Consider the following 26,136-nt stretch of genomic DNA (forward strand, 5'->3'; position numbering starts at 1 on the left):
GCGAGGGGACCGACTATTCCGGCGTCTTGAAGTAGTCGGGCTTTCCGGTTGTCCAGGTCTCGCCCCAGAGCTGACTGCCGCCGTCGACCGTCAGCAGCTCGCCGGTGATGTATTTGCCCGACGGCCCCGCCAGATAGACGCAGGCCTCGGCAATGTCCCAGACGTCGCCCGGTCGCATCATCGGGTTCGAGCGCGGATAAGCCGCCCGCGCCTCTGGCGTGTACACTTTCCAGCCCTCGGTTTCGATTGCTCCCGGAGCAACGCAGTTGACGCGGATGTTGAGCGGCGCCCACTCGACCGCCACGCTACGTGTCAATCCGATGACGCCGGATCGGGCGGCGATCGAATGCGCCACGCCGTAGAGGCCGTGGGTCGTCACGACAACGATGTTCACGATGTTGCCTGCCGCGCCGGCATCACGCCATTTGCGCGCGGCCGCCTGCATCATGAACCATGTGCCGTTGAGGTTGGTGTTGATGACGGCGTTCCAGCCCTTCACACTGAAGTCGATCGCGGGTTGCGGGAACTGGCCGCCGGCGCTGTTGACCAGTGCGTCGATGCGCCCATGGTCGGTCCAGACGCGATCGAAGAAAGCCGCGACGCTGTCCGGCTCGCGGATATCGACCGTATGGCCGCTGCACGGAAAACCGCGCGCGCCGATCGCGCCGACAACATCGGCGACCTTGCCCTCGCTGCGTCCGGCAACCACCACATGCGCCCCGAGCCGGGCAAACAGCCAGGCTGTCGCGCGGCCGATTCCCCCGGCGCCGCCGGATACCACCACAACCTTGCCCGCGAATGTGCCGCCGGCAAAGACAGTAGGGTGTTCGGCGAGTTCGGCCTCGGTTAACCCGAAAGGTTCGGCTTCAAGCTCGCTCACCGGTCCATCCCCTTCAGCAATTCGCCCGCGATGATCATCTTGCGAACCTCGGTCGTGCCGGCCCCGATCTCCATCAGCTTCGTGGAGCGGAACAGGCGGTTGATCTCCGACTCCCAGATATAGCCGGTTCCGCCATGGATCTGCACGGCGAGATCGAGCACCTTGTGGGCGGCCTCCGCCGCGTACATCACCGATGCGGCCGTCAGCATGTGGATGTCGCCGCGGCCGCCTCCGCCGACTTCCAGCGGCGCGGCCGCGGCCAGGACGCGGTAGGTGAGGCTGCGCGCGGTTTCCACCTGCACATACATGTCGGCCAGCATCGACTGGACCATCTGGAAAGAGCCGATCGGCTTGCCGAACTGCCTGCGTGTCTTGGCGTAGTCGACCGAGAGCTCCAGCGCGCGCTCGGCCACGCCGAGGCACAGCGGCGCAATCATCGCGCGCTCCAGGTCCAGGCCGCTCATCACGACGGCAACGCCGCGATCCTCGCCGCCGACCAGGTTTTCGGCCGGAACGCGACAGTCCTCGAACAGAAGCTCGCCGGTCTGGCTGCCGCGATATCCCATCTTGTTGAGCTTCTGGGCGACGGTGAAGCCCGGCATGCCCTTCTCGACGATGAAGGCCGAAATACCGTGCGTCCCCTTGTCCCGGCTGGTCTTGGCGTAGATCAGCAGCACATCGGCGACCGGCCCGTTGGTGATGTAGATCTTGCTGCCGTTCAGGACGTAGTGGCCGCCGTCGCGGCGAGCGGTCGTGCGCATGGCGCCGAGCGCGTCGGACCCTGCCCCCGGCTCGGTCAGCCCCAGCGCGCCGATCTTGCGTCCGGCGCAAAGGTCCGGCAGGTAGCGCCGCCGTTGGTCCTCGCTACCATTACGGTAGATGTTGTTGGCGCACAAATTGTCATGCGCGACCCAGGCAAGAGCCATCGCATGGTTCCACCGGGCAAAGCCCTGCAGCACCAGCCCGGCCGCGACGAGATCGAGCCCGCCGCCGCCATAGGTTTCCGGAATTGTGATCCCGAACAGGCCGTTGTCGCCGATTTTCGGGAACACGTCTTCGGGCCACCACTCCTCCGCGTCCATGCGCTCGGACAGATGATAGAATTCGTTGCGCGCGAAGCGATCCGCATTGTCGAGGATCATCTGCTGTTCGGCGTCGAGACCGAAGCGGGCGGCCGGATCAGTCTGTCCCGTGGCGTCGCTCATCTGGCGTCCTTCCTCCCTCGTCCAAAGGTTCCGATCTGCATCAGACGTTAATGAGACAATTTCATCATCAGATGATGAAGAGCTTGTCAACCGGCCATTCACCAGGGCGTATGATAGTGCAATTGCCAAAATTTCACAGGAATGTTCTTGCTGCCGCGATTGACAACGCTGATGAATTCAATTCATTTATGTGTTTGCCGATGCCAGCGACCAAGGAGGACGAGTGGAGGAGCCGGTCAAAATCGAGCGCCGTGGCGCGGCCCTGTGGATCACCATCGATCGCGAGGCGCGGCGCAACGCGCTTAATGAGGCCGTGGCGCGCGGTATCGAGGCGGGGCTCGACATGGCGGAAGCCGATCGCGATGTACGCGCGGTGGTCCTGACCGGGGCCGGCGACAAGGCCTTCTGCGCTGGCGGTGACCTGCAATTGCAGGCGGACGGAACGCCGTTCACCATTGATGCAGCCGATCCGCGCCACTATGTGGCGCGGTTGCTGCGGCGGATGGATGCCTGCCGCCTGCCGCTGATTGCGCGGGTCAACGGCCACGCGCTAGCGGGCGGCTTCGGGCTTGTCTGTGCGTGTGACCTGGTCGTGGCGCGCGAGGATGCGCTGGTCGGTGTGTCTGAGGTCAAGGTCGGGCTCTTTCCCATGATGATCCTGCCTTATTTGCTGCGAACGGTTTCCTATCGCCGCATGATGGAGCTCTGCATCACCGGCGAGGCCATGACGGCCGGCGCGGCCGCCGCCGAAAATCTGGTCAACTATGCGGTGCCGGCCGCAGAGCTGGATACCCGGCTCGATTGGCTGCTGGCGCGTGTCGTGGACAAGTCGCCCACAGGTATCCGCCTTGGCAAGCAGGCGTTGGCAAAGATCCGGGAGATGTCGACGGACAGCGCGCTCGAATACGCACAGTTCATGCTGACCAACATGGTCCGGACCCGGGACGCCCGCGAGGGACTTTCAGCCTTCAACGAGAAGCGCGCGCCGGAATGGACCGCGGAATGAGCGCGGCTGGCCGTGTCGTTCGCATCGGTTGCGGCGCCGGGTTCTGGGGGGACAGCCCGGACGGACCGGCGCAACTCGTCCGCTCTGGCGGGATAGACTATCTCGTCATGGACTATCTGGCCGAGATCACCATGTCGATCCTGGTGCGGATGAAGGCGAAGCGGCCGGAACTCGGCTATGCCACCGACTTCGTTTCGATGGTCATGAAACCCTTGGCGCGCGATATCGCGGAGCGGGGAATCCGGGTGGTCACAAACGCTGGCGGCATCAATCCCCTTGCCTGTCGCGAAGCCTTGCAGGCCGTCTTCGCCGAAGCGGGGGTGGACCTGAAGATCGCCGTCGTGCTGGGCGACGATCTGTCCGCCTCCTGCGACCGCTATCGCGCCGAGGGCATTCGCGAGATGTTCTCGGACGCGCCGATGCCGGCGTCACTCTCGAGCGTGAATGCCTATCTTGGCGCCTTTCCGATTGCGGCCGCGCTGGATGCCGGGGCTGATGTTGTCATCACCGGGCGCGCGGTCGACTCCGCCATCGTGCGGGGGCCGCTCATCCACGAGTTCGGCTGGCGGCCGACCGACTATGACCTCCTGTCCGCCGGCAGCCTGGCCGGCCATGTCGTCGAATGCGGCACGCAGGCGACGGGCGGCGTGTTCACCGACTGGCGAGAGGTGGAAGGCTGGGACGACATGGGTTTTCCGATCGCGGAATGCTCGGCCGACGGCAGCTTTGTCCTGACCAAGCCTGCCGGAACCGGGGGGCTTGTCACGCCGCGCACGGTGGCGGAGCAGATCGTCTACGAGGTGGGCGACCCGAGCCGCTACATCCTGCCTGACGTGGTCGCCGACTGGAGCGGGGTCAAGCTCGAGGAGGCAGGGTCCGAGCGTGTCCGCGTATCCGGTGCCCGGGGCGCCGCGCCCACCGCAAGCTACAAGGCAAGCGCGACCTATGCGGACGGTTACCGCGCCGGCGCCACCATGATGATAGCGGGACGTCATGCCGCCGAAAAGGCGAGGGCAACGGGCGAGGCGATCCTCAAACGGTCGGAGCGGCTCATGCACGCCGCGGGGTTCGGCGGTTTCGCCGAGACGTCGATCGAGCTGCTGGGCGCTGAATCGAACTACGGCGCCCAATCCCGCGCGACCGGCGCGCGCGAAGTGATCCTCAAGATCGGCGTCCGCCATCCGCAGAAGGATGCGCTCGGGATATTCGCGCGCGAGATCTATCCGGCCGCCACCGCGATGGCGCAGGGCATCACCGGCTTCGCGGGCGGCCGCCCGGAGCCGCAGCCGGTCATCCGGCTGTTCTCCTTCCTCGTTCCCAAGGGGGACATCGCGGCGACGGTCGAGATCGGCGGCACGAGCCTTGTCGTCGCCCCCTTCACCCCGAACGACGGCGCAAGCCTGTCTGTTCGCGGGTCGACGAGCGTTTCCGACGCGGATGCCGCGGGCGTTGCTCTCGCCGCCGTCCCGCTGATCGCGCTTGCCCACGGTCGCAGCGGCGACAAGGGCGACATCGGCAATATCGGCGTTCTGGCAAGGCGTGGCGACTATCTCCCATGGATCCGCCGCAGCCTGACCGAGGAAGCCGTGCGGCATTACTTCGCGCATTTCGCCAATGGCAAGGTGGTCCGCTACGACTGGCCCGGACTGCAAGGTTTGAATTTCCTCCTGCATCAGGGTCTCGGCGGGGGCGGCATCGCCTCGCTGCGCCATGATCCGCAGGGCAAGGCCTTGGCGCAAATCCTGATGGATATCCCGATCGAGGTTCCCGCCGTCTGGCTCGACCTGGACAGACCGTTGGCTGCCTGGCAGGAAGATGTCGCCCCATGAGCGAGACCCCTTTGTTCAAGAAGGTCCTGGTTGCCAATCGGGGTGAGATCGCTTGTCGCGTCTTCCGGACCCTCGATGCCATGGGCATTGAGTCCGTGGCGATCCATCATCGTGTCGAGGCAGGCGCCCGGCATGTGCGCATGGCTTCACAAGCCGTCGAGATCGAGGGTCAGACGCCTGTCGCGGCTCATCTCGACATCGGCCGGATAGTTGAGGCGGCGCTTGCCGTCGGAGCCGACGCCATCCATCCCGGCTATGGTTTCCTGTCCGAGAACGCCCGCTTTGCCGCCGCCGTGGCGCAGGCCGGCATGACTTTCATAGGTCCGGATTCCGAGACAATCGCGCTCATGGGGGACAAGATTTCGGCGCGCAATTTCGCGGCGGCGAACGGCGTCGCGGTCGCGCCATCCGTGATGCCGACGGACAGTATAGAGGACTTCACGAGGCAGGCGGAGACCATCGGCTTTCCGTTGCTCATCAAGGCCGCGGCCGGCGGCGGCGGCAAGGGCATGAGCATCGTCCGCTCAGCCGGCGAACTGCACCGCGCTTCCGCCCTCGCGGCCAGCGAGGCACAGCGCTATTTCGGCGACGGACGGATCTATGCCGAAACCTATGTCGAGCGCCCTCGCCATATCGAGGTGCAGGTGCTTGGGGACGGCGAAGGCGGGGCGATCCACCTGTTCGAGCGGGAATGCTCGGTGCAGCGCCGCTTCCAGAAGATCATCGAGGAGGCACCAGCCGCCAACCTGCCCGCCGGCTTGCGCGACGAGATCTGTGCGTCCGCGGTGCGCCTTGCGTCCGCGGCCAAGTACAGCAATGCAGGAACGGTCGAGTTCATCCTTGGCGCGGATGGACGCTTCTTCTTCCTCGAAATGAACACCCGCCTCCAGGTCGAACACCCAGTGACCGAGATGATCACCGGCCTCGACCTTGTCCGCGCGCAGATAGAGATCGCGGCGGGCAAGGGATTGCCGCTTCGGCAGGACGAGGCGAAGATCGGCGGACATGCGATCGAGTGCCGGATCTGCGCTGAGGATCCGGAACGCGACTTCATGCCGGAGACGGGCACGATCGCGTATATCGGGGTGCCCGAGGAGCCTTGGCTCCGTTTCGAGAACGCGCTGGACCAGGGCAGGAAGGTGACGTCGGACTTCGATCCGATGCTCGCCAAGCTGGTGGTTCACGGCGCAAGCCGCGACGAGGCGATCGAGCGGTCCATAGCCGCCCTCGACATGCTTGCCGTGCTCGGCGTCAGGACGAATGTCGACTATCTGATGCGGGTCCTCGGCCATGCTTCGTTCCGCGCGGGCGATCTCCATACAGCCTTTGTGACCGAGCATGGCGGTGCCCTGGCGCCGGCTCCGGTCGGCGAGGCCCTGCGCGTCCAGGTGCTGGCGGCGGCGGCGCTCGGCTTCCGCGATTTCCATGAACTCGCGATCCGCACGCCCGAGCCCTACGCGGCCATCGGCGGCTGGAGGAACTGAGCATGGTTTTCAGGCTGACGTTGGACGGCCATACCCACGAAGTGACGATCGTGCGCCGGCGGCCGCACCTGGTGATCTCGATCGACGGCCGAGAGCACGAAATCGACCAGGTGGCCGATGTCGGGGACGGGCGCCGCGTGCTTGGCATAGCCGGGCACAGCGTCGCTTTCGCGCGCGCCGGTTTCCACGACCGGCAGATCGTCCGGCTGGCGGGCCGCACATTTGAAGTGGGCATGGTCGATCCCTTCGCCGGCGAGGCGGGCGGAGCAGGCCCGCAGGATGCAATCAAGGCGCCGATGCCTGGCGCCGTCGTCGATGTCCATCGCGAAGTCGGCGACAAGGTCGTCCGTGGAGAACCCATCCTGACGATCGAAAGCATGAAGCTGCAGATGGTCCTGTCCGCGCCGCGCGACGGAGTGGTCGCCAAGATACTGCGCAGTTCCGGCGCCACGTTCGAGAAGGACGAAGTCGTCGCCATGCTCGAGCCACAGGACGTCTGACCATGCGCAAGATCCAGTCCGCGCTCAGCACATCATCGGCGGACTTTCGCCGCAACGACGCGCATAATCGCAGGCTTGTCGCCGAGTTCCGCGAAAAGCAGGAGGCCAGCCGGTACAAGCGGCCGACGCGCGACCTCGACCGGTTGGCCAGCCAGGGCAAGATGCGACCGCGGGAGCGGATCGAAAAGCTGCTCGATCCCGGCACGCCCTTCCTCGAACTTTCCTCGCTCGCCGCCAACATGGCCTATGACGGCGATTCGCCTTCCGCGTCCTCGATCGTCGGCATCGGCATCGTCTCGGGGCGCGAGGTGGTGGTGCGCGCCGACGACCCGACGGTGAAAGGCGGCGCCTGGTATCCGCTGACAGCCAAGAAGATCGTGCGCGCGCTCGACATCGCGATGGAGAACAGGCTGCCCGTGATCCATCTGTGCGATTCCGCCGGTGGTTTACTGCAGCTCCAGTCCGAGGTGTTTCCCGACAAGTACATGGCGGGCCGCATCTTCAGGAACCAGTCGATCCTCTCCAAGCTCGGGGTCAAGCAGCTGTCGCTGGTGTTCGGACACTGCACGGCGGGCGGCGCCTATATTCCAGGCTTGTCGGACTACAGCGTCATCGTGCGCAAGACCGGGGCGATTTTCCTGGGCGGTCCGCCGCTGGTGAAGGCTGCCACCGGCGAGGAGGTCACGGTCGAGGAACTCGGCGGGGCCGACATGCACACCAGCGTCTCGGGTACCGCCGACTATCCCGCATCGAGCGAGCAGGAGGCGATTCATATCGGGCGCGAGATCGTCGCGCAGTGGGACAGACCCAGGAAGTGGGATTGCCAGCGGGAAACGCCGGAGGACCCCGCCTACGACCCGCAGGAGATTTACGGGATCGTTCCCGACGACATCAAGAAGTCCTTCGACATGCGCGAGATCATCGCCCGCATCGTCGATGGCAGCCGCTTCCATGAGTATCAGCCCAACTACGGCACCACGCTGGTTTGCGGGTTCGCGCACATATGGGGCTTCAAGGTCGGTATCCTTGCCAACAACGGCGTGCTGTTCAACGACTCGTCCCTGAAGGGCGGCCATTTCATAGAGCTTTGCAACCAGAACAACACGCCGCTGGTGTTCCTGCAAAACATTACCGGCTACATGGTCGGACGCGAATACGAGCGCAAGGGCATCACCAAGGACGGCGCCAAGATGATCATGGCGCAGTCCTGCAGCCGGGTGCCGAAATTCACCGTCATGTGCAACGGATCGTTTGGCGCCGGCAATTACGGCATGTGCGGACGCGCCTTCGACGGACGTTTTCTCTTCACCTGGCCGAACCACCAGATCGGCGTTATGGGTGGCGATCAGGCGGCGAACACGCTTGCCGAAGTCAAGGTGAACCAGATGCGGCGCAACGGAGGAACCGTCGACGAGGCGGAAGTCAGGCGCGTCTGGGACGCGACCCGCTCCGCCTACCAGGAGCAATTATCGGCTTACTATTCGACATCCGAACTTTGGGACGACGGCATCATCGACCCGCTGGACACGCGCAATTCGCTGGGCATCGCGATCTCCGTTTCGCTCAACGCGCCGCTGGGCGAGGCGGGCTACGGCGTCTTCAGGTTCTAGGCAGGTGGCCGGGCCCATCCGCTTCTATTTCGACTTCGCGTCGCCATTCGCGTATTTCGCGGCCGCTGAGATCGACCGGATCGGCGAGGAATTCGGGCGGCCGGTGGAGCGGCGGCCGATCCTGGTGTGGGCGGTCCTCAAGGCGCTTGGGATACAGGCGCCGATGGACCCGCCGGCCAAGCGCGACTATTTCCTCAAGGACATGCGGCGCTCTGCCGCTTTTCATGGATTGCCCTATCGCCATCCGGTGAAGCTGCCGCTCTCATCCCACCTCGCGGCGCGTCTGTTCCACGGCTGCTGCGACAGGCTTGCCCGGGAGCTCGTCGACGTCTTGGCGCGGCGCTTGTTCAACGCTTTTTTCGTGGAGCACGAGGACATTTCCGACGAAGCAACGCTTGTCGCCCTTGCCAGCGAGACTGGCATTTCCGAGGCGGAGGCGCTTGAAGCGATGCACGGGCAGCTCGGCCGTACGCGCCTGGAGGCCGCCGTGCGCGAGGCAATCGACGCAGGGGTCGTGGGCTCGCCCTACATCCTCGTCGACGGAGAAGGGTTCTTCGGGGCCGATAGGCTTCCGCAACTGCGATGGTTCCTGGCAGGAGGTGGTGGATGAACCGGTACGAAGACGTGAGCTACAGCGTGTCCGACGGGGTCGCGCGCGTCGCGGTCAACCGACCGGCGAAGCTCAATGCCTATCGCAACCAAACGGCCGACGAACTGCGTGCCGCGATCACCGAAGCGGCCTCCGATCGCGATGTGCGGGCGGTTCTTTTAACCGGAGAAGGAAGGGCGTTCGGGGCAGGCTACGACCTGTCGACGATCGACCCGGGCGAGACTCCCGCGCTCGACGATGTGCTGGAGCGCCACTTCAACCCCCTCGTCGAGACAATGCGGGCGTCGCGTTTGCCCATCGTGGCAGCCGTGAACGGCCCTTGCGCCGGCGCTGCCGTGGGTATCGCGCTCGCCGCCGACATCGTCATCGCCGCCCGCTCGGCTTATTTCTACGAGCCTTTCGTCGGCATCGCGCTCGTGCCCGATGCCGGCAACACGCTTTTTCTTTCGCGCATCCTTGGCCGCGTACGCGCGTCCGGCATGATGTTGTTGGGGGACCGGATCACAGCGGAACGCTCGCTGCAATGGGGCCTTGTCTGGGAGATCGTGGAGGACGACGGTCTGCATGCCGCCGCTCTCGCGATTTGCGCGCGGCTCGCGGCTCTCGAGGCGCAGGCGGTGGCGGCTACCAAGCAACTGATAGCGGGCGCGGCTGATTTCGGCGCGAGCGAACAGCTTCAACTTGAGCAGGATCTGCAAGGCGAGGCGGGCCGTTCTCCGGCGATGAAGGCGCGCATCGCGGAGTTTTTCGCCCGGCGGAAAGAGTAGGATCCGGCAATGGAGACAGCGCTGAGACCGCCCCGCTTCATCGATAGCGACGATCCCGCTGTGCGCGAGTTCGCCGCCCGGCACGCGGGGGGCGGCGGGCCGCTCGAAAGAGCGGTGAACCTCGCCACGCTTTCGCCGCTGCTCGATGACGCTGTCTTCGCATGCGGGCGTTCTATCCGCGTTTGCTCGCCCATCTCGAGACCGGGCGCATGAAAAATCCCCAGGATGCCAGAAGGAACGGTGACAGCATATGACCATCCAGACGACCTACATCCTTTCGGGCGTACGTACCGGCATCGGTACTTTCGGTGGAACGCTTAGCGGCGAGGAGCCGGCCGCGCTTGGCGCCAGGGTAGCCGCCGAAGCGATCAAGCGCGCCGGCATCGAGCCTTCCGAAGTCGGCCATGTGGTCTTCGGCAATGTGATACCGACCGGACCGAAGGATGCCTATCTCGCCCGCGTGGCGGCGATCGACGCCGGCATTCCCAAGGAAACACCTGCCATGACGTTGAACAGGCTCTGCGGCAGCGGCGCGCAGGCCATCGTGTCGGCGGCGCAGTCGATCATGCTCGGTGACGCTGATGTGACGCTTGCCGGCGGCGCGGAAGTGATGAGCAGGGCGCCGCACTATCTTGGTGTCGGGCGCTTTGGGCAGAAGATGGGGGATGTCTCCATGGCCGATGGCCTGACGGGCGTCCTCACCGATCCTTTCGGCAGCGGCATCATGGGCATGACGGCCGAGAACGTGGCGGCGAAGTTCGGCATATCGCGCGAACAGCAGGACACCTTCGCTCTGGAGAGCCAGCGCCGCGCCGCCGAGGCGATCAACGCCGGCCATTTCAAGGAACAGATCCTGCCGATCGACGTCACGGCTGGCCGCAAGACGGTAAGGTTCGAGACCGACGAACATCCAAAGCCGGGCACGACGGCCGAATCGTTGGCGGCGTTGCGACCGGCCTTCAAGAAGGACGGCTCGGTTACGGCGGGGAATGCCTCCGGCATCAACGATGGCGCCGCGGCCGTTATCCTTGCGGGCGAGGGCTATGTGAAACGCAGCGGCGCAAGGCCGCTCGCCAGGATCGCGGCCTACGCGCATGCCGGCGTCGAGCCGGGCATCATGGGCATTGGTCCGGTGCCGGCGGTGCGCGCGCTTCTCGCCCGCTCGGGGCTTCAGATCGAGGATTTCGACGTGATCGAGTCCAACGAGGCGTTTGCCGCGCAGGCCCTGGCGGTCAATCGCGAACTCGGACTGGATCCTGCCAAGGTGAACCCCGAAGGGGGCGCTATCGCGTTCGGCCATCCGGTCGGCGCGACAGGCACGATCCTGACCGTCAAGGCAATCAATTACCTTCAACGGACCGGGGGACGTCTCGCGCTCATCACCATGTGCATCGGCGGCGGGCAAGGCATAGCGCTGGCTGTAGAAAGGATCTGAGCCGCGGCTTTCGGCCACCGTCCTGTCTCTGTCTCGGCAGGAACAGATCTCCCGCCCACGCACCGCGCTGGCGATGAAGTCGGTCATCGCCTTGATCTGTGTGAGGCCGTGCGTATCCGAATGCTCGGTGCGCGCTCCTGGCGAGGCCGGGAACCAATTCATGGCTGTGACCCGGCCGGCTTCCCGAAGGTGCCGCTGGATCCCAGCCGTCACGGCATCGACATGATCAGTCCAACGGGTGGGTAAGGCTTACAATGTCCTCGACGTCCTGGCGGCTGCGCGCGAAGCGCTTGAGCACCAGCGGATCGTGCCCCGGCACGATGTGAGCGGGCGAACTGGCAAGCTGCTTCATCCGTTCCACCCCGAAGATCACGTCGCTCAGTCGGTCGAAGACCGGAAAGGGCTTTTCGCGCTCCATATTGGCGTAGAAATGGGCTGCGTCGGACGCGATCACCACCGCGCCGTTGTCGGTTTCCACCCGCACCACTTGCAATCCGCGCGAGTGGCCGCCAACCTTGTGGAGCGTGATGCCGGGCGCGATCTGCGACTCGGGGTCGTGGAAGCAAACCTTTCCGGCAAAGACGCGCCGCACCATGGTGGTGACGTCTTCAGCCTCGAAGGGATGGCGCATGGCATGGTGGCACATGCAGCGGCCGGTCGCGAACTCCATCTCCGCATCCTGCAGGTGAAAGGTCGCGTTCGGAAACAGATGATGGTTCCCGCAGTGGTCGTAATGCATGTGGGAGACGATGACGTCGCTGACATCGGCGTGGTTGATGCCGATTGCCGCCAGGCCGTCATCGACGGGCCTCACGACACTGCGTCCGCGTTTGTCACCGGTCGGTTTGTCGAAACCCGTGTCGACGATGAAAGTGCGCTTCTCGCCGACGATCGCCCAGACGAAGTAGTCGAGCGGCATGGGAACATCATGTGTGTCCCCGCCCAGGAAATTCTCACCCGAGCGGCGTTCGAAATGGCCGTAGCGAACGGCATGGATCTCATAGCGTTCGGAGTCACCCATGATCAGCTCGCTTTGGCGACATCTGGGGTCTGGGCTGAGCCGACCTCCACATGCGCCCATGTCTCAACCGTCTTGACCATACAGGTAAAATCGGAATCCGGCCCATAGAGCTGGTTCGTCACGCTCAGCAGCTGGCGCACGGCACTGCCCACCACCATAGGCACGCCCATCGCCTCCGCCTCATCCACGCACAGCCGCACATCCTTGAAGGACAGGCCGGTGGCGAAGCCGAAATCGAAGGTGCGCGGCAGGACGGATTTCGGGAACTTGTCCTCGGTGGCACTGTTGCGGCCGCTCGATGCGTTGATGACGTCGATCATGACCTTCGGATCGAGGCCCGCCTTCACGCCCATCACCACCGCCTCGGAGGAGACCGCAAGGGCCGCCGCCGCAAGCAGGTTGTTGGCTAGCTTCATGGTCTGGGCGGCGCCCTGAACCTCGCCCATGAAGAATATCCGGCCGAAATTCTCGATGACCGGCCTCGCCGTCTCGAAGGCGGCCTTGGGACCCGAGACCATGACGGCGAGGGTGCCGTTGCGTGCTCCCTTCAATCCGCCGCTGACGGGCGCATCGATCATGGCGATGTTCTTGGCTGCAAGGCCTTCTGCAACCCTGGCGGCCGTTCGCGGGCCGGTAGTGGAAATGTCGACGAAGATGCGGACGGCCTTGCCGTCAGCTATGCCGCCATCGCCGAGCACGATCTTTTCCAGGATCTGCGGGCTGGGCAAGCTGGCAAAGACGATCTCCGCAGCATCGGCAACCTCGCCTGCGCTGCCCGCGGCCTTTGCGCCCGAATTGGTCAGCTCCAGCACGGCGTTGGCGTCGATATCGTGGACTATCACCTCATAGCCGGCCTGGATGAGACGGGTCGCCATCGGCGTGCCCATTTTTCCAATGCCAACAAAGCCGATTTTCAGGGTCGACATGATCGCTCTCTCCTCCTTCGGGGCCTATTGCCCATGGTGCTTGGTCTCGATTTCCCGGATCGCATTCCGTCAGGTCGTTTCCACCGTGGGCATTTCGAGCGCCTGGCTTGTACGCGGCACGAGAAGTTCCGCTATGTCCACGACCTTCAATCTGTCGGCCACGCCGAGTGCATCGATCGCGGCTGTGTACATCACCTTGTCCTTCGGACAGGCGACGACGAAATAAGCGACGTCGCCCAGGCTCAGTGCCTCGCGGATGCGGTTCTCGCTCGGCCGCTCGGTCACACCGTCGTCACCTTGCCAGATGCGGCCGCCGCCGGCGCCGCAACAAAAGGAATTCTCCCGGCAGCGCGGCATGTCATGAAGCGTATAGCCGGCGGCCCGGATCAGGTCGCGCGGCGCATCGAAGCCGCCATTGTAGCGTCCAAGATAGCAGGGATCGTGATAGGTGACCCTGGCGCCGTCGGCGACATGCAGGTCGAGTTTTCCCGCCGCGATGAGTTCCGCCAGCAGCGCCGTATAGTGCAGCACCTCGAACGCCGCGCCGAAATGCTGATAGTCGTTCTTCAGCGCATTCAGGCTATGCGGATCGGTGGTCATGATCCGGTTGAAGCTGCAAGCCTTGATCTCATCGATGTTGGACTGAGCGAGCGTCTCGAACAGACCTTCTTCGCCGGCGCGCCGCACATCGTTGCCGCTGTTGCGCTCGGCATCGAAGAGAATGCCGAAGTCGACACCGGCCGCGGTCAGCAGTTCGGCCACCTTGCGGGTGATTTCCTGAACGCGCGGATCGTAGGACGCGTAGTCTCCGACGAACCACAGAACGTCGACAGGCTCCTCGCGCGCGTCCTTGACCGGAAAGCCGAGCTCCTTGGTCCAGCGGGCCCGCATCTTGGAAGGCTTGCCCATGGAGTTGCCGAGGCGGGTCAGGTTCGATAGCGCCTCCTGGAGCCCGGGGCTGATACGGCCTTCGTCGACAAGATGACGGCGCATGTCGATGATCTTGGGCAGATGCTCGATCTCGACCGGGCATGCTTCCATGCAGGCACGACAGGTGGTGCAGGCCCACAGCGTCTCCTCGGAAATCACGCCGCCGACCAGCGGGGCCGCCGATGGTCCCGCGGCAAGCGCATCGCGCATGTCGGTGATCAGCAACTTCGGGCTGAGCGGCAGACCGGCCGCATAGGCTGGGCAGACCGCCTGGCAGCGGCCGCATTCGGTGCAGGACAGAAGGTCAAGCTGCTGCTTCCAGTCGAACTGTCCCAGGCTGTCGATGCCTGGAGCCTCACGCGCTTCCGGGACCGCGGGCGCGAGGCCGCGCGGCTCGAGGCTGCGGAAGTAGATGTTGGGCGCGGCAAGGAACATGTGCCGGTGTTTCGAGCCGGGGATATAGACGAGGAACGCCAGAATGGCGCCGACGTGAACCCAGTAGAACAGCTCTTCGCCCCCATGTCCCGGTATGCCGGCACGCTCGAGCAGTCCGGCCAGCGCCGACGCGACGGGCCGCCACGAGCCGTCGGCGCCGCCGGCTATGCGCGCCGCCGCCTCGAGCAGCAGAGACGCCACGATCAGAACGATCAACACATAGATGATTGCCGCATCGCTGCCGCTCGAGCCATCGAAGCGGGCAGGCCTCAGCACGTAGCGCTGATAGAGTGCAAGTGCGACGCCGACCAGCATCAGCACCGAAAAGATATCCTGCAGAGCGGCAATCCAGGTTTCGCCTCCGATGGGCGCAAGCGAGAACCCGGGAAACAGCCGCGAGCCGAAGGCATCGATCGTGGCGGTGAACAGCACGAAGAATGAAATGAAGATGATTGCGTGGAGCACGCCGGAAAGCGGCTTGCGGAGCATTTTCCGGTGCATGCCGATGGCGACCATCACGCCCTGGAGACGCAGCATCGGGCGGTCGAAGCGGGCCGCTGCCGGTGCATTGGCGAGAGCGACCACGTAACGGCGAGAGCGCCAGGCCGTCAACGCGAGTGCTGTGACGACCAGGATCCAGAGTGGCAGGGTCGATGCCATCTCAACGGCCAGAGCCGGCTCGCAGCCTGTCGCTCAGATTGGCGACGAGATCGAACAGGTCACAGGTCGCGCCGTAATGCGCGACATTGAAGATGGGGGCCTTCGGATCGGTGTTGACGGCAATGATGAGGTCGGCCTGTGACATGCCCTCGAGATGTTCGGGCGCGCCGGACACGCCGAGCGCCAGGTAAAGCTTCGGCTTCACCTTCTGGCCGGATTTGCCGACCTGGCGCAGCTTCGGTAGCCAGCCATTGTCGACCACAGGACGGCTGCCGGCGATCTCCGCCCCCAGCATCGTCGCCAGATTGCGAGCAAGGTCGATGCTTGCCTCGTCGCCGATGCCGCGGCCCACGCACACGATCCTGTCGGCTGTCGTCAGATCGACGTCGGCATAATCCGGCATGTCGATGGCCACCATCTTCACCTTGCCGCTGGTGAGTACGGGTTCGGCATCGATCGTTTGCACGTTCACGGCCGCGATCGAATCCGGCGATGCCGCCGCGAAGGCTCCTGGATTGATCATCAGAACCGCGGGCAGCCGCACTTCGCATTCGGCCAGTATCTTGCCGCCATACATCTGCGCGACGATCGTCAGGCCTTCGCCATGCCGCTTGATTTCATTGACATAGGAGATGAGCGGCCAGCCGGTTCGCGCCGCGATGTCCGCTGCCACGTCCAGTCCGTTTGCCGAATAGGGAACCAGGACCAGGCCGGGGCTTTCGGCGGTGATGACGTCGCGCAGAAGCAGCGCGTAGGCCTCGGCGGGAATGACATCCGATTTTGTCGAGCGGGCCACTATCAGGCGATCGGCGGCACCAAGGCAAGTGGATGCGCCTTCCGCGTCACGACCGGCGAAAAAGGCAACGACTTCGTCGTCGGCCTGGGCCAGCGAGCGCGCCGCGGCGATCATCTCAAGTGAGAAGGCTTCGATCTTGCCGGAATGGCCTTCGGTACAGGCAATCAATTTCATGGCTTAGTTCCTCGCCAGGCCTTTGGCTGCCAGGATGGTGATCAAGCGATCCGCGACTGTCTCAGCATTGCCGCCGAGGTTCTCGCCGGAGCCGCCCTGGACTGGCAGGCGCAATGTGATGATCTCGGCGGTACGCTCGAAGCCCGACAATTCGGGCGTGGCGCGGCCGATGGGCGTCTTGGACGCCTCGCGAAGCTTGCTGCCCGAGACATAGCGGGGCGCCTTCGACGCGGTCTGAACGCCGAGCACCGCCGGCGTGGCCAGCTCATAGGTGACGGCGACACCCGCGCCGCGCTCTTGCGTGACCCGAAGCACGGCGCCGTTCGCAACGATACGGTTGGTTCCCGAGACATGCGGCCAGTCGAGCAGCGCGCCGACATAAGGCGCGAGCTGGCCAAAGACATCCTCGCTCGATTGGACGCCGCACAGAACCAGGTCCGCCGACCTTGCCCTCGCCATCGCGGCGATGGAAGCCGCGATCTCTCGTGAGGAGATCATGGCGTCCTCCTCGAATTGGAGGGCCACGACTTCGTCGGCGCCGCGCGCCGCGGCCATCTGCAGGACCCGGTTGGCACCTTCGCCAACGGCCACCGCCGTTACCTTTGCACCGACGGCTTCCTTGAGCAGGATTGCTTCCTCGAGGGCATGATCATCGAAATCGTTGAGCTGGAAATCCAGCCATTCCCGATCGATGCTGCGGCCGTCCTCGGCGAGTTGCAGCTCGCCCGCGGAATCCGGGATCATGCGCAAGACGACAAGAATATTCACGGCCTCTCCTCCGACGGAACGCACCTCAAGCGCCCAGAACCGGCTGCTAGATAAGTCGTATTCTTCGCTGCTCCCAATGGCCAAAAAGGTAATAGCAGCTATTACAAGACGGCAGATTGACGATCATGGGTAATCGACTGCTAACTTGCGTCAAATCGCGTCCAATCGAATTTTCCTGAGTTGGAGGTTGTCAGGAGAATGCTCGTGCGATTTGCCCGAGATATAAACATATATTCTTTGTTTATACTTTCTCGGTTGCGAGAATATCTGAGGAGAATTTTAAACGCTCTGTCGAGCGTTAAGGAGGAGGAACCAATGTCAATAAAGAGCATTCTAGACCACAAGATTTCCCGTAAGGGCTTTATCCGGGGCATGCCGGCCGTGGCGGCAGCCATGGCCGCCGCGCCGGCCATCCAACTCGCCCAGACCAGCGCAGCCGTCGCTTCAGAGACGGCGGAAAAGAAGCCTGGCTATTACGGCGCGCCGCGCACCTGGATGTGGAACCCCAATGCCAACACCATGGTCGACACCTCGAAATGGAAGAAGGCGGGTCCGTACACGATCGGGTTCTCCAATGCTTCGATTTCCAATGCCTGGCGCGTCGCCTTTCAGCATGGCGTCCTGTGGTCCGCCGGCCAGCATCGCGACGAGATCGCTCATCTTCTCGTCACCGACGCCAATGACGATCCTTCCAAGCAGATCGCGGATATCCAGGATCTGATCAGCCAGGGCGTCGATATTCTGCTCATTGCGGCCTCGACCGAGGACGCGCTCGATTCCGTCGTCGGCCGCGCAACCGAACAGGGCATCCCTGTTGTCATGGTCGATCGCAAGGTGAAGACGCCGGCCAACTACATCACCTACGTCACGGCATCCGACTGGGCGTTGGGCCGTCTCGAGGCGCAGTGGTTGTGCGAGACGCTGGGCGGCAAGGGCAACATCGTGATGCTGCCGGGCATCGCCGGGTCGAGCGTCGCGGAAATCCGCATCAAGGCGAACGAGGAAGTGTTCTCGAAGTTTCCCGACATCAAGGTGCTGGAGAAGCAGTATTGCGACTGGAATCCGGCAACCGGCAAGTCGGTGATGGCCGCGCTGATCCAGAAGCACGGCAAGGCCATCGACGGTGTCTTGGCCGACAGCGCGCTACAGGGCTATGGCGCGATCGAAGCGTTTCTTGACGCCGGTTACAAGGACGGCGAATTCCCGCCGATGACCGGTGGCGACGTTGCCCGGATGTATCAGCTGGCCAACCAGCACAACATCAAGATGGTCGGCATCGACTATCCGACGTCGATGGGCATCACCGGCATCGAGACCGCGCTCGACGTGCTCAAGGGTATCTCGGTCCCGGACAAGGTCGAGGTGAGCTTCCAGGTCGTCACGTCGCCGGGCGCGGATACAGTCTCGGTCAAGGGCGACAGGCATCTGCTCGACCATGTCAGCATGAGCGATCCGGGCGATCTGTCGCCAAGCAACGGGCTGCCTGCCGGCTACAATCCGAGCACATTCAATCCCGACTATCCGAAGTAAGCCTCCCAAGCGACCCGGTGTGCGCCCTTCTGGGCGCGCACCGGACGTGCATTGAACAGTTCGAGCACCGGATATGTCAGCGTCTGTTATTGAACTCAGTCAGATCGAGAAGGACTATCCTGGAGTCAAACCCCTGGACAAGGTCGATTTCGCCGTGCAACCCGGCGAGATTCACGCCCTTCTCGGCGAAAATGGCGCGGGCAAGTCGACGCTGATCCGCGTCATGGGCGGCGTGACCAAACCGAATTCCGGGACCATGACCTACCTCGGCAGGCCGGCTTCCTGGCAGTCGCCGAAGGAAGCACGCGCGGCCGGCATCCACGTGATCCATCAGGAGCTTGCTCTTTTTCCCGAGCTTTCCGTTGCCGAGAACATTCTGGTCGATACGCAGCCCCGCGGCATGCTGGGTCTCATTTCAAACCGCGCCCGCCACGTCCGCGCCGCTGAAATTCTCTCACAGCTCGGCGTCGACATTCCAACCCACGCCAGGATCGACGAATTGCCGCTTGCCGACCAGCAAATGGTCGAGATCGCGAAAGCCCTGGTCGGCAAGGTGCGGCTGCTCATCCTGGACGAGCCGACGGCGGTCATCGCCGGACGCGAGGTCGATCTTTTGTTCGAGAACATGCGCAGGCTGCGCAACGAAGGCGTCGGTATCGTCTACGTCTCCCATAGGCTGGAGGAAATCTTCGAGATCGCCGACACGGTCACGATCCTCAAGGACGGCCAGCTCGTCGGCACGAGCCCGGTAAGCGCGCTCACGCGCGAAGAGATGATCACCCGGATGGTCGGTCGCCGGCTCAGCCAGATCTATCCGCCGCGGCGCACCGCACCGGCGAGCGGCCCGGATGTGCTCACCGTTCGCAACCTCAAGGCTGGTCCGCGCGTCCGTGACGTCAGCCTCAACGTCAAGGTTGGCGAAATCGTCGGCGTCGCCGGCATGGTCGGTTCGGGGCGCACGGAGGTCGCCGAGGCGATCTTCGGCACGCGCGCCGTGGAGAGTGGTGTGATCGAATTCGATGGCAAGCCATTTGCGGCGAAGCTTCCGAAGGGCTCGATACGCCACGGGCTCGGTTTTCTGACCGAGAGCCGAAAGGACGACGGCCTGTTTCTCGGCCTGCCGATTTCCGCCAACATCGTAGCGCCCGACCTCGAAGGCATAACGAAACATGGCCTGATCGACCGCAAGCAGGAACGTGCGGTGGCCATGCGGCAGATCCAGGACTTTTCGGTCGCGACGCCGTCGCCTGACGTGAAGATCGGCAATCTCTCCGGTGGGAACCAGCAGAAGGTGTTGTTCAGCCGCTGGTCGCGGATCGCCAGCAGGCTGCTTATCCTCGACGAACCAACGCGCGGGGTCGATATCGGGGCCAAGGTGGAGATTTATCGCATCGTGCGCCGGCTGGCGGATTCTGGCGTCGGCGTGCTGATGATCAGTCCGGAACTGCCCGAAATCGTCGGCCTTTCCGACAGGGTCTTCGTGATGGCGCAAGGCTATGTCGTCGGCGAAATCAAAGGCGATGCGCTCGGCGAGGAGGCGATCATGGATCTCGCCGTGCGATCTGTCGGGCATCGCAAGGCGGAAATTGATCAGCGTGCGGAGCCGGTAGGATGAGTGCGATCGCGATGGATCTTCGCCGCAACCGGCTGATGCTTTCCTATCTGATCGTGGCTGTGCTGCTGGTCCTGCTTGCGGTCGCCGGCGGCTTCTTGTCCGATCGGTTCCTGACCTGGCGCAACATCGGCAACCTGTTCCAGCAGCTCATCGTGCTGGGCATGGTCAGCCTGGGCCAGACGTTTGTCGTGCTGATGGGCGGCATCGATCTGGCGGTCGGTTCGCTGGTTGGTGCGCTCACCGTCTTTCTGGCGAACTTCCTCGAATGGCGCCCCGATCTGGTGTGGCTTGCACTGCCGCTCGCATTGGTCGCCGCGACCGCTGTGGGCGCGCTCAACGGGTTGTTGACGGTCGTGCTGCGCGTCCATCCGTTGATCGTCACGCTCGGCATGTCCTCGATCATCTTCGGCGGAACGCTGATGTACCGCAAGGAGCCCGGTGGCTCCGTACCGCGTGCCTTCGCGGATATCGCCTATGCAAAGGTCGGCGGCATTCCGCTCAGCGCCGGCGTGCTCGTCGTGATTTTCGCGCTCGCCGGGCTTTGGCTGCAGCGCACGCGCACCGGCCGCAGCATCTACTTCGTCGGCGGCGACCGGGAAGCGGCGCGGCTGAACGGGTTGCCGGTCGATCGTATCGTGGTGCTTGCCTACGCGCTGTCGGGCCTGTGCGCGGGCATAGCGGCGATTTTCCTGACTGCGCGAACTGGCGTTGGCGACCCGCGCATCGGTGCCGCGCTGACGCTGCAGTCGGTGACGCCGGTGGTGGTCGGAGGCACCATCCTGGCCGGCGGAAGAGGCGGCGTGCTTGGCACTTTCCTTGGCGTGCTGCTCGTCACCATGCTCAACAGCCTGCTGAACTTCGTCAATGTCTCGTCCTACTACCAGTGGGTCATCCAGGGGCTTATCATCATCATCGCCGTCGGCATCCACACACCAAGGCGGAGATAATGATGGCGCCTCTCGATACCCCGATGCCGCGATCGCAAGGCATTTCCCTGGCGTCTGTCTTCGAGCGCTACGGGCTGGTGGTCTTCCTGGTCGTGCTGATGACCGTCGCGGCTCTTGCCTCACCGACCTTTCTGCGACCGGCCAACCTGGTCAATGTGCTGACCATCGCGGCACCGCTTGGCATGGTTGTGATCGGTCAGACCTTCGTCATCCTGGTGCGCGGATTGGACCTGTCAGTGGCCTCGCTGATGGCGACGGTGGCGGTGCTGGCGACCGCTTTCAAAGCCACCACCAATGAAGCGATTCCGATGATCTTCATCGCCGCGATCGCCCTGTCGGCCATGGTGGGCCTGGTGAACGGCTGGCTCGTCGCCAAGCGCAATGTCAGCCCGTTTCTCGCGACACTGGCGATGATGATCATCCTGCAGGGCATTCGTTTCGCCTATACCGGCGGGGCGCCGATCAGCACCTTGCCGCCGGGCATGGGCTTTCTGGCCTCGGGGCGGATTTTTGGCGTACCAGTCAATCTGATCACCCTGGCATTCCTGGCGATCGCGTTCGGCATCGTGCTGCACCGGTCGCGCCTCGGCCGTGAGATATTCATGGTGGGAAGCAATCCGAAGGCCGCGTTCCTCAACGGTGTCGCGCCCGATCGCGTGGTCATCCTTTGCTACGTCATCTGCTCGGTCTGCGCGGGAATAGGCGGCCTGTTCCTGCTCGGCTATGTCGGTACCGTCTCGAACTGGGTCGGCCAAGGCTACGAACTGGACTCCATCGTTGCCGCGGTGATGGGCGGCGTGGCGCTTACCGGTGGGCGCGGCAACATTTTCGCGGCGCTGCTTGGCGTGGCTGTTCTGGTGGTGATCAACAATCTCGTGCTGCTGCTCGGATTTCCGATCGAGATGCAGCTCATCATCAAGGGCGTCATCATCATCGGCGCGGCGGCGTTTTACCGGACGCGGCTCGCCTGACCCGATGCTGCCGTTGGACCCCAAGGGAGGAAGAAAATGACCGTTGAAGTTCTGGCGGATCGCGGTGCGCGGGCAAGGCGCGACGAGGAAGTGGATGTCGTGATCGTCGGGGCCGGCCCATCCGGCTCGGTTGCCGCGCTTCACCTGGCGCGTGCCGGCATTTCCGTTGTCGTGCTCGAACAGGGCGAATGGCCTGATTATGCCGACTATACCGGCGCGCGTCCGGAGCACGAGCTTGTCAGCACCAAGCTCTGGCATCCCAATCCCAACGTCCGTGACAATCCCAACGACTATCCCGTCGATACGTCGACGACGGACATCAACCCGCTGATGTTCGCCGGCGTCGGCGGCAGCGCGACGCTTTATGGCGCGCAGTGGATGCATTTCCTGCCGTCGGACTTCCGCGTGCGGTCGATGGACGGCGTGGCCGAGGACTGGCCGTTCAGCTATGAAGACCTGCTGCCTTACCAGCTCGAGATCGAGCGCGAGGTGGGCGTTTCCGGTCTCGCCGGCGATCCGGCCTATCCGCCCCGCGGTGCCTATCCCTTCCCGGCGCTGCCCATCGGCTCCGTCGGTTTGCGCGGTGCGCTGGGCATGGAAAAGATGGGCTGGCACTGGTGGCCCGGCAGCAATGCCATCCCGTCGGAGACGTTCGGCGAACTCAATCCGTGCGTGCGCCGCGGAACCTGTCTTACCGGGTGTCCGGAGGGCGCGAAATCCACGACCGACCGGTCGCATTGGCCGCTGGCATTGAAAGCCGGCGCGCGGCTGGTCACCCGTGCCCGGGTCAAGGAAGTCGAGACCAACGAGCAAGGGCTGGCGACCGGTGTCGTCTATATCGACGCGAACGGCCGGGAGCGGCGCCAGCGCGCCAAGGTGGTCATCCTGTGCGCCAATGGCGTCGGCACGCCGCGACTGCTGCTGATGTCGGGAGGGGCCAGGAATCCGGACGGCCTTGCCAACTCATCGGGCATGGTCGGCAAAAGGCTGATGATGCATCCCTTCGCCAGCGTGCTTGCCTCTTACGCGGATCCGCTCGATTCCTGGCGCGGCCCCTTTGGCCAGCAGGTCTATTCGCTCGAGTTCTACGAGACCGACGAAAGCCGCGGCTTCGTGCGCGGTTCGAAATGGAATTGCATGCCCTCGGGCGGACCGGTTGGCGTATCCGGGGCAACCGGATCCAAGGTCTATGTCGCCGAGAGCGGCCGGTTCCAGGATTTCTGGGGCGCCAACCTGCACGAGAATGTGGCGCGCCGCTTCGGCCACTCGCTGATCTGGGGCATTGTCGGTGAGGATCTTCCGGAAGAGAGCAACCAGGTGATCCTGTCCAAGGATCTGACGGACTCCGACGGGCTGCCCGCGCCACAGATCGTCTACAAGGTCAACGAGAACTCCAACCGGCTGTTGAAGTTCAACATCGATCGCTGCCTGGAATCGGTGCGCGCCGCCGGCGCCATCGAGACGCTGGTTTCGACACCGGTGCGTGAATCAGGCTGGCATCTGATCGGAACCACCGTGATGGGCGACGATCCGAAGCGCTCGGTCGTCGATCAATGGGGCGCCTGCCACGACGTGCCCAACCTCTACGTCATGGACGCATCGACCTTCCCGACCTCGGGCGCCACCAACCCGACGGCGACCATCATGGCGGTCGCGCTGCGCAACACGCGACGCATGATCGCCGAGCGCCGCAACCAGGAGGTGGCCTGACATGTCGAACGAGAACACCTTCTTCGCGCTCGCCGATTTCCTCATCCCCGCATATGGCAAGATGCCGAAGTTCAGCGACGTCTGCGGCTATGCCGACGTCGAGAAATCGCTGGATTTTCGCACGGACCTGAAGCCGGGCTTTGCGCGCGGCATCGCGGTCGATCCGGCCAGCGGCGCAGAGGCTTGCCTGGAAAGCCTCAACAAGGAGGATGGCGAAGCCTTCTCGGCGATCACAACGATTGCCATCGCCACCTATTATATGAGCCCGCGCGTGCGCGAACTGATCGGCTATCCCGGCCAGGAGAACGTCCCCTACGATTCCAAGGCGACGCAGATTTACCTGACCGACGGCTCGCTCGGCCACGTCATTGCGCGCGGCCGCAAATATCGGCCGACTCCCGGCCTTTGATCTCCCAATCAACCGGAAAGGACAATCCAATGAGCAAAGATGTATTCGACAAGGGTTTTGAAATCCGCAAATCGGTTCTGGGCGCAGAATTCGTCGAGAAGTCCTTCGCCAGCGCCGACGATTTCAATCGTCCGCTGCAGGAACTCGTGACGGAATATTGCTGGGGCGCCGTCTGGGGCCGCGACACGCTCGACAAGAAGACCCGCAGCATGCTGAACCTCGCCATGCTCGCTGCCCTCAATCGTCCGCACGAGCTCAAGATGCACGTGAAGGGCGCGCTGACCAACGGTGTGACCAAGGACGAAATCCGCGAAGTCCTTCTACAGGTCGTGATCTATGCCGGCGTGCCCGCAGGCGTGGATTCTTTCCGGGTGGCGCGCGAAGCTTTGCAGGAAGTCGGAGCATGACAACCCGTCCGCCGCTCGCCACGGAAAAGCTGTCGATGCTGATCGGCGGCCGCCAGGCCGCCGCTCAGTCGGGGGATTATTTCGAATCCTTCGATCCCTTCACCGGCAAGGCCTGGGCGCTCCTCCCGCGCGCCGGGATAGCCGATGTCGATGCGGCCGTTCAGGCAGCCGCGGCCGCCTTCCGCGGCGAATGGCGGACAATGACCCCAACAGCGCGTGGACAGATCATGACGCGCTTTGCCGACCTCGTGGCGGAGGAGGCCGAGACCCTGGCCGTTCTCGAAACCCGCGACAACGGCAAGCTGATCAATGAAATGCGGATGCAGTGCAAATACATCCCGCAATGGTTCCGCTTCTTTGGCGGCCTCGCCGACAAGATCGAGGGGCGCGTCATCCCGATCGACAAGCCGGGCGTGTTCAACTACACGCGCCGCGAGCCGCTCGGGGTGGTGGCCGCGATCACCCCATGGAACTCGCCGCTGATGCTGGCGACATGGAAGCTTGCTCCGGCGCTCGCCGCGGGCAACACGGTCGTCTGGAAGCCGTCGGAATTCTCCTCGGTGTCGGCTCTGTTCTTCGGCCAGCTTTTCGAGAAGGCGGGCTTTCCCAAGGGCGTCGTCAACATCGTCACCGGCTTCGGCCACGAGATCGGCGACCGCCTCGTCACGCATCCCGATGTCGCCAAGGTGGCCTTCACCGGCGGCGACGCGACCGGCCGCCGCGTCTACCAGGCCGCCGCCGGCGGGCTCAAGAAGGTTACGCTCGAACTCGGCGGCAAATCCGCCAACATCGTCTTTGCCGACGCCAAGATGGAGGCCGCCATTCCCGGCCTCGTTTCGGGCATCTTCGCCGCGACCGGGCAGACCTGCATCGCCGGATCGCGAGCGCTCGTGCAGCGCTCGGTCTATGACCAGGTGACGGAGAAGCTGGTCGCCTTCGCAAAGACCGCCAGGATCGGCGATCCGCTCGATCCCGAGACCCAGGTGGGTCCGATCACCACCTTGCCGCAGCGCGCCAAGGTGCTCGATTACATCGGCATCGCCAATGGCGAGGGCGCCGCGCGATTGCTCGGCGGCAAGGTACCCGAGGACACATCGATTGCCGACGGCTGGTTCGTCGAGCCGACGATCTTCGGCAACGTGAAGCAGTCCATGCGCATCGCCCAGGAAGAGGTCTTCGGACCGGTGCTGTCGGTCATCCCCTTCGAGGACGAGGACGAGGCGGTGGCTATCGCCAACGACACCATCTACGGCCTTGCGGCCGGGATGTGGACGCAGGACCTTGGTCGGGCGATCCGCCTGCCCGAGCGGCTAGAGGCCGGCAGCGTCTGGGTCAACATGTACCGCGCCACCAGCTATCTCTCGCCTTTCGGCGGCTACAAGCAGTCGGGCATCGGCCGCGAGAACGGCCAGACCGCCATCTACGAATATCTTCAGGAAAAAAGCATCTGGATCGATGCCGGGAATTCCATTCCCGCGCCGTTCGTCCAGCGCTGATCGATGCTTCGGGAG

The 26,136-nt window shown here is 64.0% G+C and carries 23 protein-coding genes; 16 read left to right on the forward strand and 7 right to left on the reverse strand.

What is annotated here, in order from left to right; translation table 11 throughout:
* Positions 1 to 13: 13 nt before the first annotated feature.
* Positions 14 to 880: an SDR family oxidoreductase gene (locus FJ977_RS26085; RefSeq protein WP_140775029.1), complete on the reverse strand. Its 867-nt coding sequence runs from the start codon at positions 878 to 880 to the stop codon at positions 14 to 16.
* A complete protein-coding gene (locus FJ977_RS26090; protein WP_140775030.1) occupies positions 877 to 2,085 on the reverse strand; it encodes an acyl-CoA dehydrogenase family protein in 1,209 nt (402 codons plus the stop codon). The genes FJ977_RS26085 and FJ977_RS26090 overlap by 4 nt, the downstream gene beginning before the upstream one ends.
* Before the next feature lie 223 nt (positions 2,086 to 2,308).
* Here FJ977_RS26090 and FJ977_RS26095 point away from each other — a divergent pair, with 223 nt between their 5' ends.
* From FJ977_RS26095 to bktB, 8 genes are all read left to right on the forward strand, one after another.
* On the forward strand, positions 2,309 to 3,091 hold the full coding sequence (locus FJ977_RS26095) for an enoyl-CoA hydratase-related protein (protein ID WP_140775031.1): 783 nt from the start codon (positions 2,309 to 2,311) through the stop codon (positions 3,089 to 3,091).
* Positions 3,088 to 4,920: an acyclic terpene utilization AtuA family protein gene (locus tag FJ977_RS26100; RefSeq protein WP_140775032.1), complete on the forward strand. Its 1,833-nt coding sequence runs from the start codon at positions 3,088 to 3,090 to the stop codon at positions 4,918 to 4,920. The genes FJ977_RS26095 and FJ977_RS26100 overlap by 4 nt, the downstream gene beginning before the upstream one ends.
* Positions 4,917 to 6,404, forward strand: a complete 1,488-nt coding sequence (locus tag FJ977_RS26105; protein ID WP_140775033.1) for a biotin carboxylase N-terminal domain-containing protein — start codon at positions 4,917 to 4,919, stop codon at positions 6,402 to 6,404. Before FJ977_RS26100 ends, FJ977_RS26105 begins: the two co-directional genes overlap by 4 nt.
* Positions 6,405 to 6,406: 2 nt before the next feature.
* Positions 6,407 to 6,904, forward strand: a complete 498-nt coding sequence (locus FJ977_RS26110) for a biotin/lipoyl-containing protein (RefSeq protein ID WP_140775034.1) — start codon at positions 6,407 to 6,409, stop codon at positions 6,902 to 6,904.
* A gap of 2 nt (positions 6,905 to 6,906) precedes the next feature.
* Positions 6,907 to 8,514 (forward strand): carboxyl transferase domain-containing protein, encoded by a 1,608-nt coding sequence (locus tag FJ977_RS26115; protein WP_140775035.1) that lies wholly within the window; start codon positions 6,907 to 6,909, stop codon positions 8,512 to 8,514.
* 4 nt (positions 8,515 to 8,518) lie between these two features.
* On the forward strand, positions 8,519 to 9,124 hold the full coding sequence (locus FJ977_RS26120; RefSeq protein ID WP_181180071.1) for a 2-hydroxychromene-2-carboxylate isomerase: 606 nt from the start codon (positions 8,519 to 8,521) through the stop codon (positions 9,122 to 9,124).
* Complete coding sequence (locus FJ977_RS26125; RefSeq protein ID WP_181180072.1) at positions 9,121 to 9,891, forward strand: enoyl-CoA hydratase-related protein; 771 nt, start codon at positions 9,121 to 9,123, stop codon at positions 9,889 to 9,891. The genes FJ977_RS26120 and FJ977_RS26125 overlap by 4 nt, the downstream gene beginning before the upstream one ends.
* A 250-nt stretch (positions 9,892 to 10,141) precedes the next feature.
* Positions 10,142 to 11,326, forward strand: a complete 1,185-nt coding sequence (gene bktB, locus FJ977_RS26130; protein WP_140775038.1) for a beta-ketothiolase BktB — start codon at positions 10,142 to 10,144, stop codon at positions 11,324 to 11,326.
* Between the two features lie 226 nt (positions 11,327 to 11,552).
* Here bktB and FJ977_RS26135 read toward each other — a convergent pair whose 3' ends face one another.
* From FJ977_RS26135 to FJ977_RS26155, 5 genes are all read right to left on the reverse strand, one after another.
* Positions 11,553 to 12,245 carry an N-acyl homoserine lactonase family protein gene (locus tag FJ977_RS26135; RefSeq protein ID WP_246683336.1) on the reverse strand — a complete coding sequence of 231 codons (693 nt, stop codon included), beginning with the start codon at positions 12,243 to 12,245 and terminating at the stop codon, positions 11,553 to 11,555.
* Between the two features lie 104 nt (positions 12,246 to 12,349).
* Entirely contained in the window at positions 12,350 to 13,273 is a 924-nt protein-coding gene (locus tag FJ977_RS26140; protein WP_140775039.1) for an NAD(P)-dependent oxidoreductase, read from the reverse strand.
* Between the two features lie 69 nt (positions 13,274 to 13,342).
* Positions 13,343 to 15,298 (reverse strand): (Fe-S)-binding protein, encoded by a 1,956-nt coding sequence (locus tag FJ977_RS26145; RefSeq protein WP_140775040.1) that lies wholly within the window; start codon positions 15,296 to 15,298, stop codon positions 13,343 to 13,345.
* 1 nt (position 15,299) lies between these two features.
* The gene (locus FJ977_RS26150) at positions 15,300 to 16,268 is read right to left on the reverse strand and encodes an electron transfer flavoprotein subunit alpha/FixB family protein (RefSeq protein ID WP_140775041.1); all 969 of its coding nucleotides are present in this window, start codon (positions 16,266 to 16,268) and stop codon (positions 15,300 to 15,302) included.
* A gap of 3 nt (positions 16,269 to 16,271) precedes the next feature.
* Positions 16,272 to 17,036 carry an electron transfer flavoprotein subunit beta/FixA family protein gene (locus FJ977_RS26155; protein WP_140775042.1) on the reverse strand — a complete coding sequence of 255 codons (765 nt, stop codon included), beginning with the start codon at positions 17,034 to 17,036 and terminating at the stop codon, positions 16,272 to 16,274.
* A gap of 315 nt (positions 17,037 to 17,351) precedes the next feature.
* On the opposite strand from FJ977_RS26155, the gene FJ977_RS26160 reads away from it, so the two are divergent.
* The 8 genes from FJ977_RS26160 to FJ977_RS26195 all read left to right on the forward strand — a co-directional run bounded on the left by FJ977_RS26160 (position 17,352) and on the right by FJ977_RS26195 (position 26,121).
* The gene (locus tag FJ977_RS26160; RefSeq protein WP_181180074.1) at positions 17,352 to 18,566 is read left to right on the forward strand and encodes a substrate-binding domain-containing protein; all 1,215 of its coding nucleotides are present in this window, start codon (positions 17,352 to 17,354) and stop codon (positions 18,564 to 18,566) included.
* A 73-nt stretch (positions 18,567 to 18,639) separates the two neighbouring features.
* Positions 18,640 to 20,181, forward strand: coding sequence for a sugar ABC transporter ATP-binding protein (locus tag FJ977_RS26165; RefSeq protein WP_140775044.1), 1,542 nt, complete (start codon positions 18,640 to 18,642; stop codon positions 20,179 to 20,181).
* Positions 20,178 to 21,128 carry an ABC transporter permease gene (locus tag FJ977_RS26170; RefSeq protein ID WP_140775045.1) on the forward strand — a complete coding sequence of 317 codons (951 nt, stop codon included), beginning with the start codon at positions 20,178 to 20,180 and terminating at the stop codon, positions 21,126 to 21,128. Before FJ977_RS26165 ends, FJ977_RS26170 begins: the two co-directional genes overlap by 4 nt.
* 2 nt (positions 21,129 to 21,130) lie before the next feature.
* The gene (locus FJ977_RS26175) at positions 21,131 to 22,099 is read left to right on the forward strand and encodes an ABC transporter permease (protein ID WP_202323747.1); all 969 of its coding nucleotides are present in this window, start codon (positions 21,131 to 21,133) and stop codon (positions 22,097 to 22,099) included.
* Positions 22,100 to 22,135: 36 nt separating this feature from the next.
* A complete protein-coding gene (locus tag FJ977_RS26180) occupies positions 22,136 to 23,809 on the forward strand; it encodes a GMC family oxidoreductase (RefSeq protein WP_140775047.1) in 1,674 nt (557 codons plus the stop codon).
* Between the two features lies 1 nt (position 23,810).
* Positions 23,811 to 24,218 carry a hypothetical protein gene (locus tag FJ977_RS26185; RefSeq protein ID WP_140775048.1) on the forward strand — a complete coding sequence of 136 codons (408 nt, stop codon included), beginning with the start codon at positions 23,811 to 23,813 and terminating at the stop codon, positions 24,216 to 24,218.
* Positions 24,219 to 24,247: 29 nt separating this feature from the next.
* Positions 24,248 to 24,625: a carboxymuconolactone decarboxylase family protein gene (locus FJ977_RS26190; protein ID WP_140775049.1), complete on the forward strand. Its 378-nt coding sequence runs from the start codon at positions 24,248 to 24,250 to the stop codon at positions 24,623 to 24,625.
* Positions 24,626 to 24,660: 35 nt separating this feature from the next.
* The gene (locus tag FJ977_RS26195; protein ID WP_210243875.1) at positions 24,661 to 26,121 is read left to right on the forward strand and encodes an aldehyde dehydrogenase; all 1,461 of its coding nucleotides are present in this window, start codon (positions 24,661 to 24,663) and stop codon (positions 26,119 to 26,121) included.
* Positions 26,122 to 26,136: the final 15 nt, after the last annotated feature.

It is taken from the genome of Mesorhizobium sp. B2-1-3A (assembly GCF_006442655.1).
GTDB lineage: Bacteria > Pseudomonadota > Alphaproteobacteria > Rhizobiales > Rhizobiaceae > Mesorhizobium.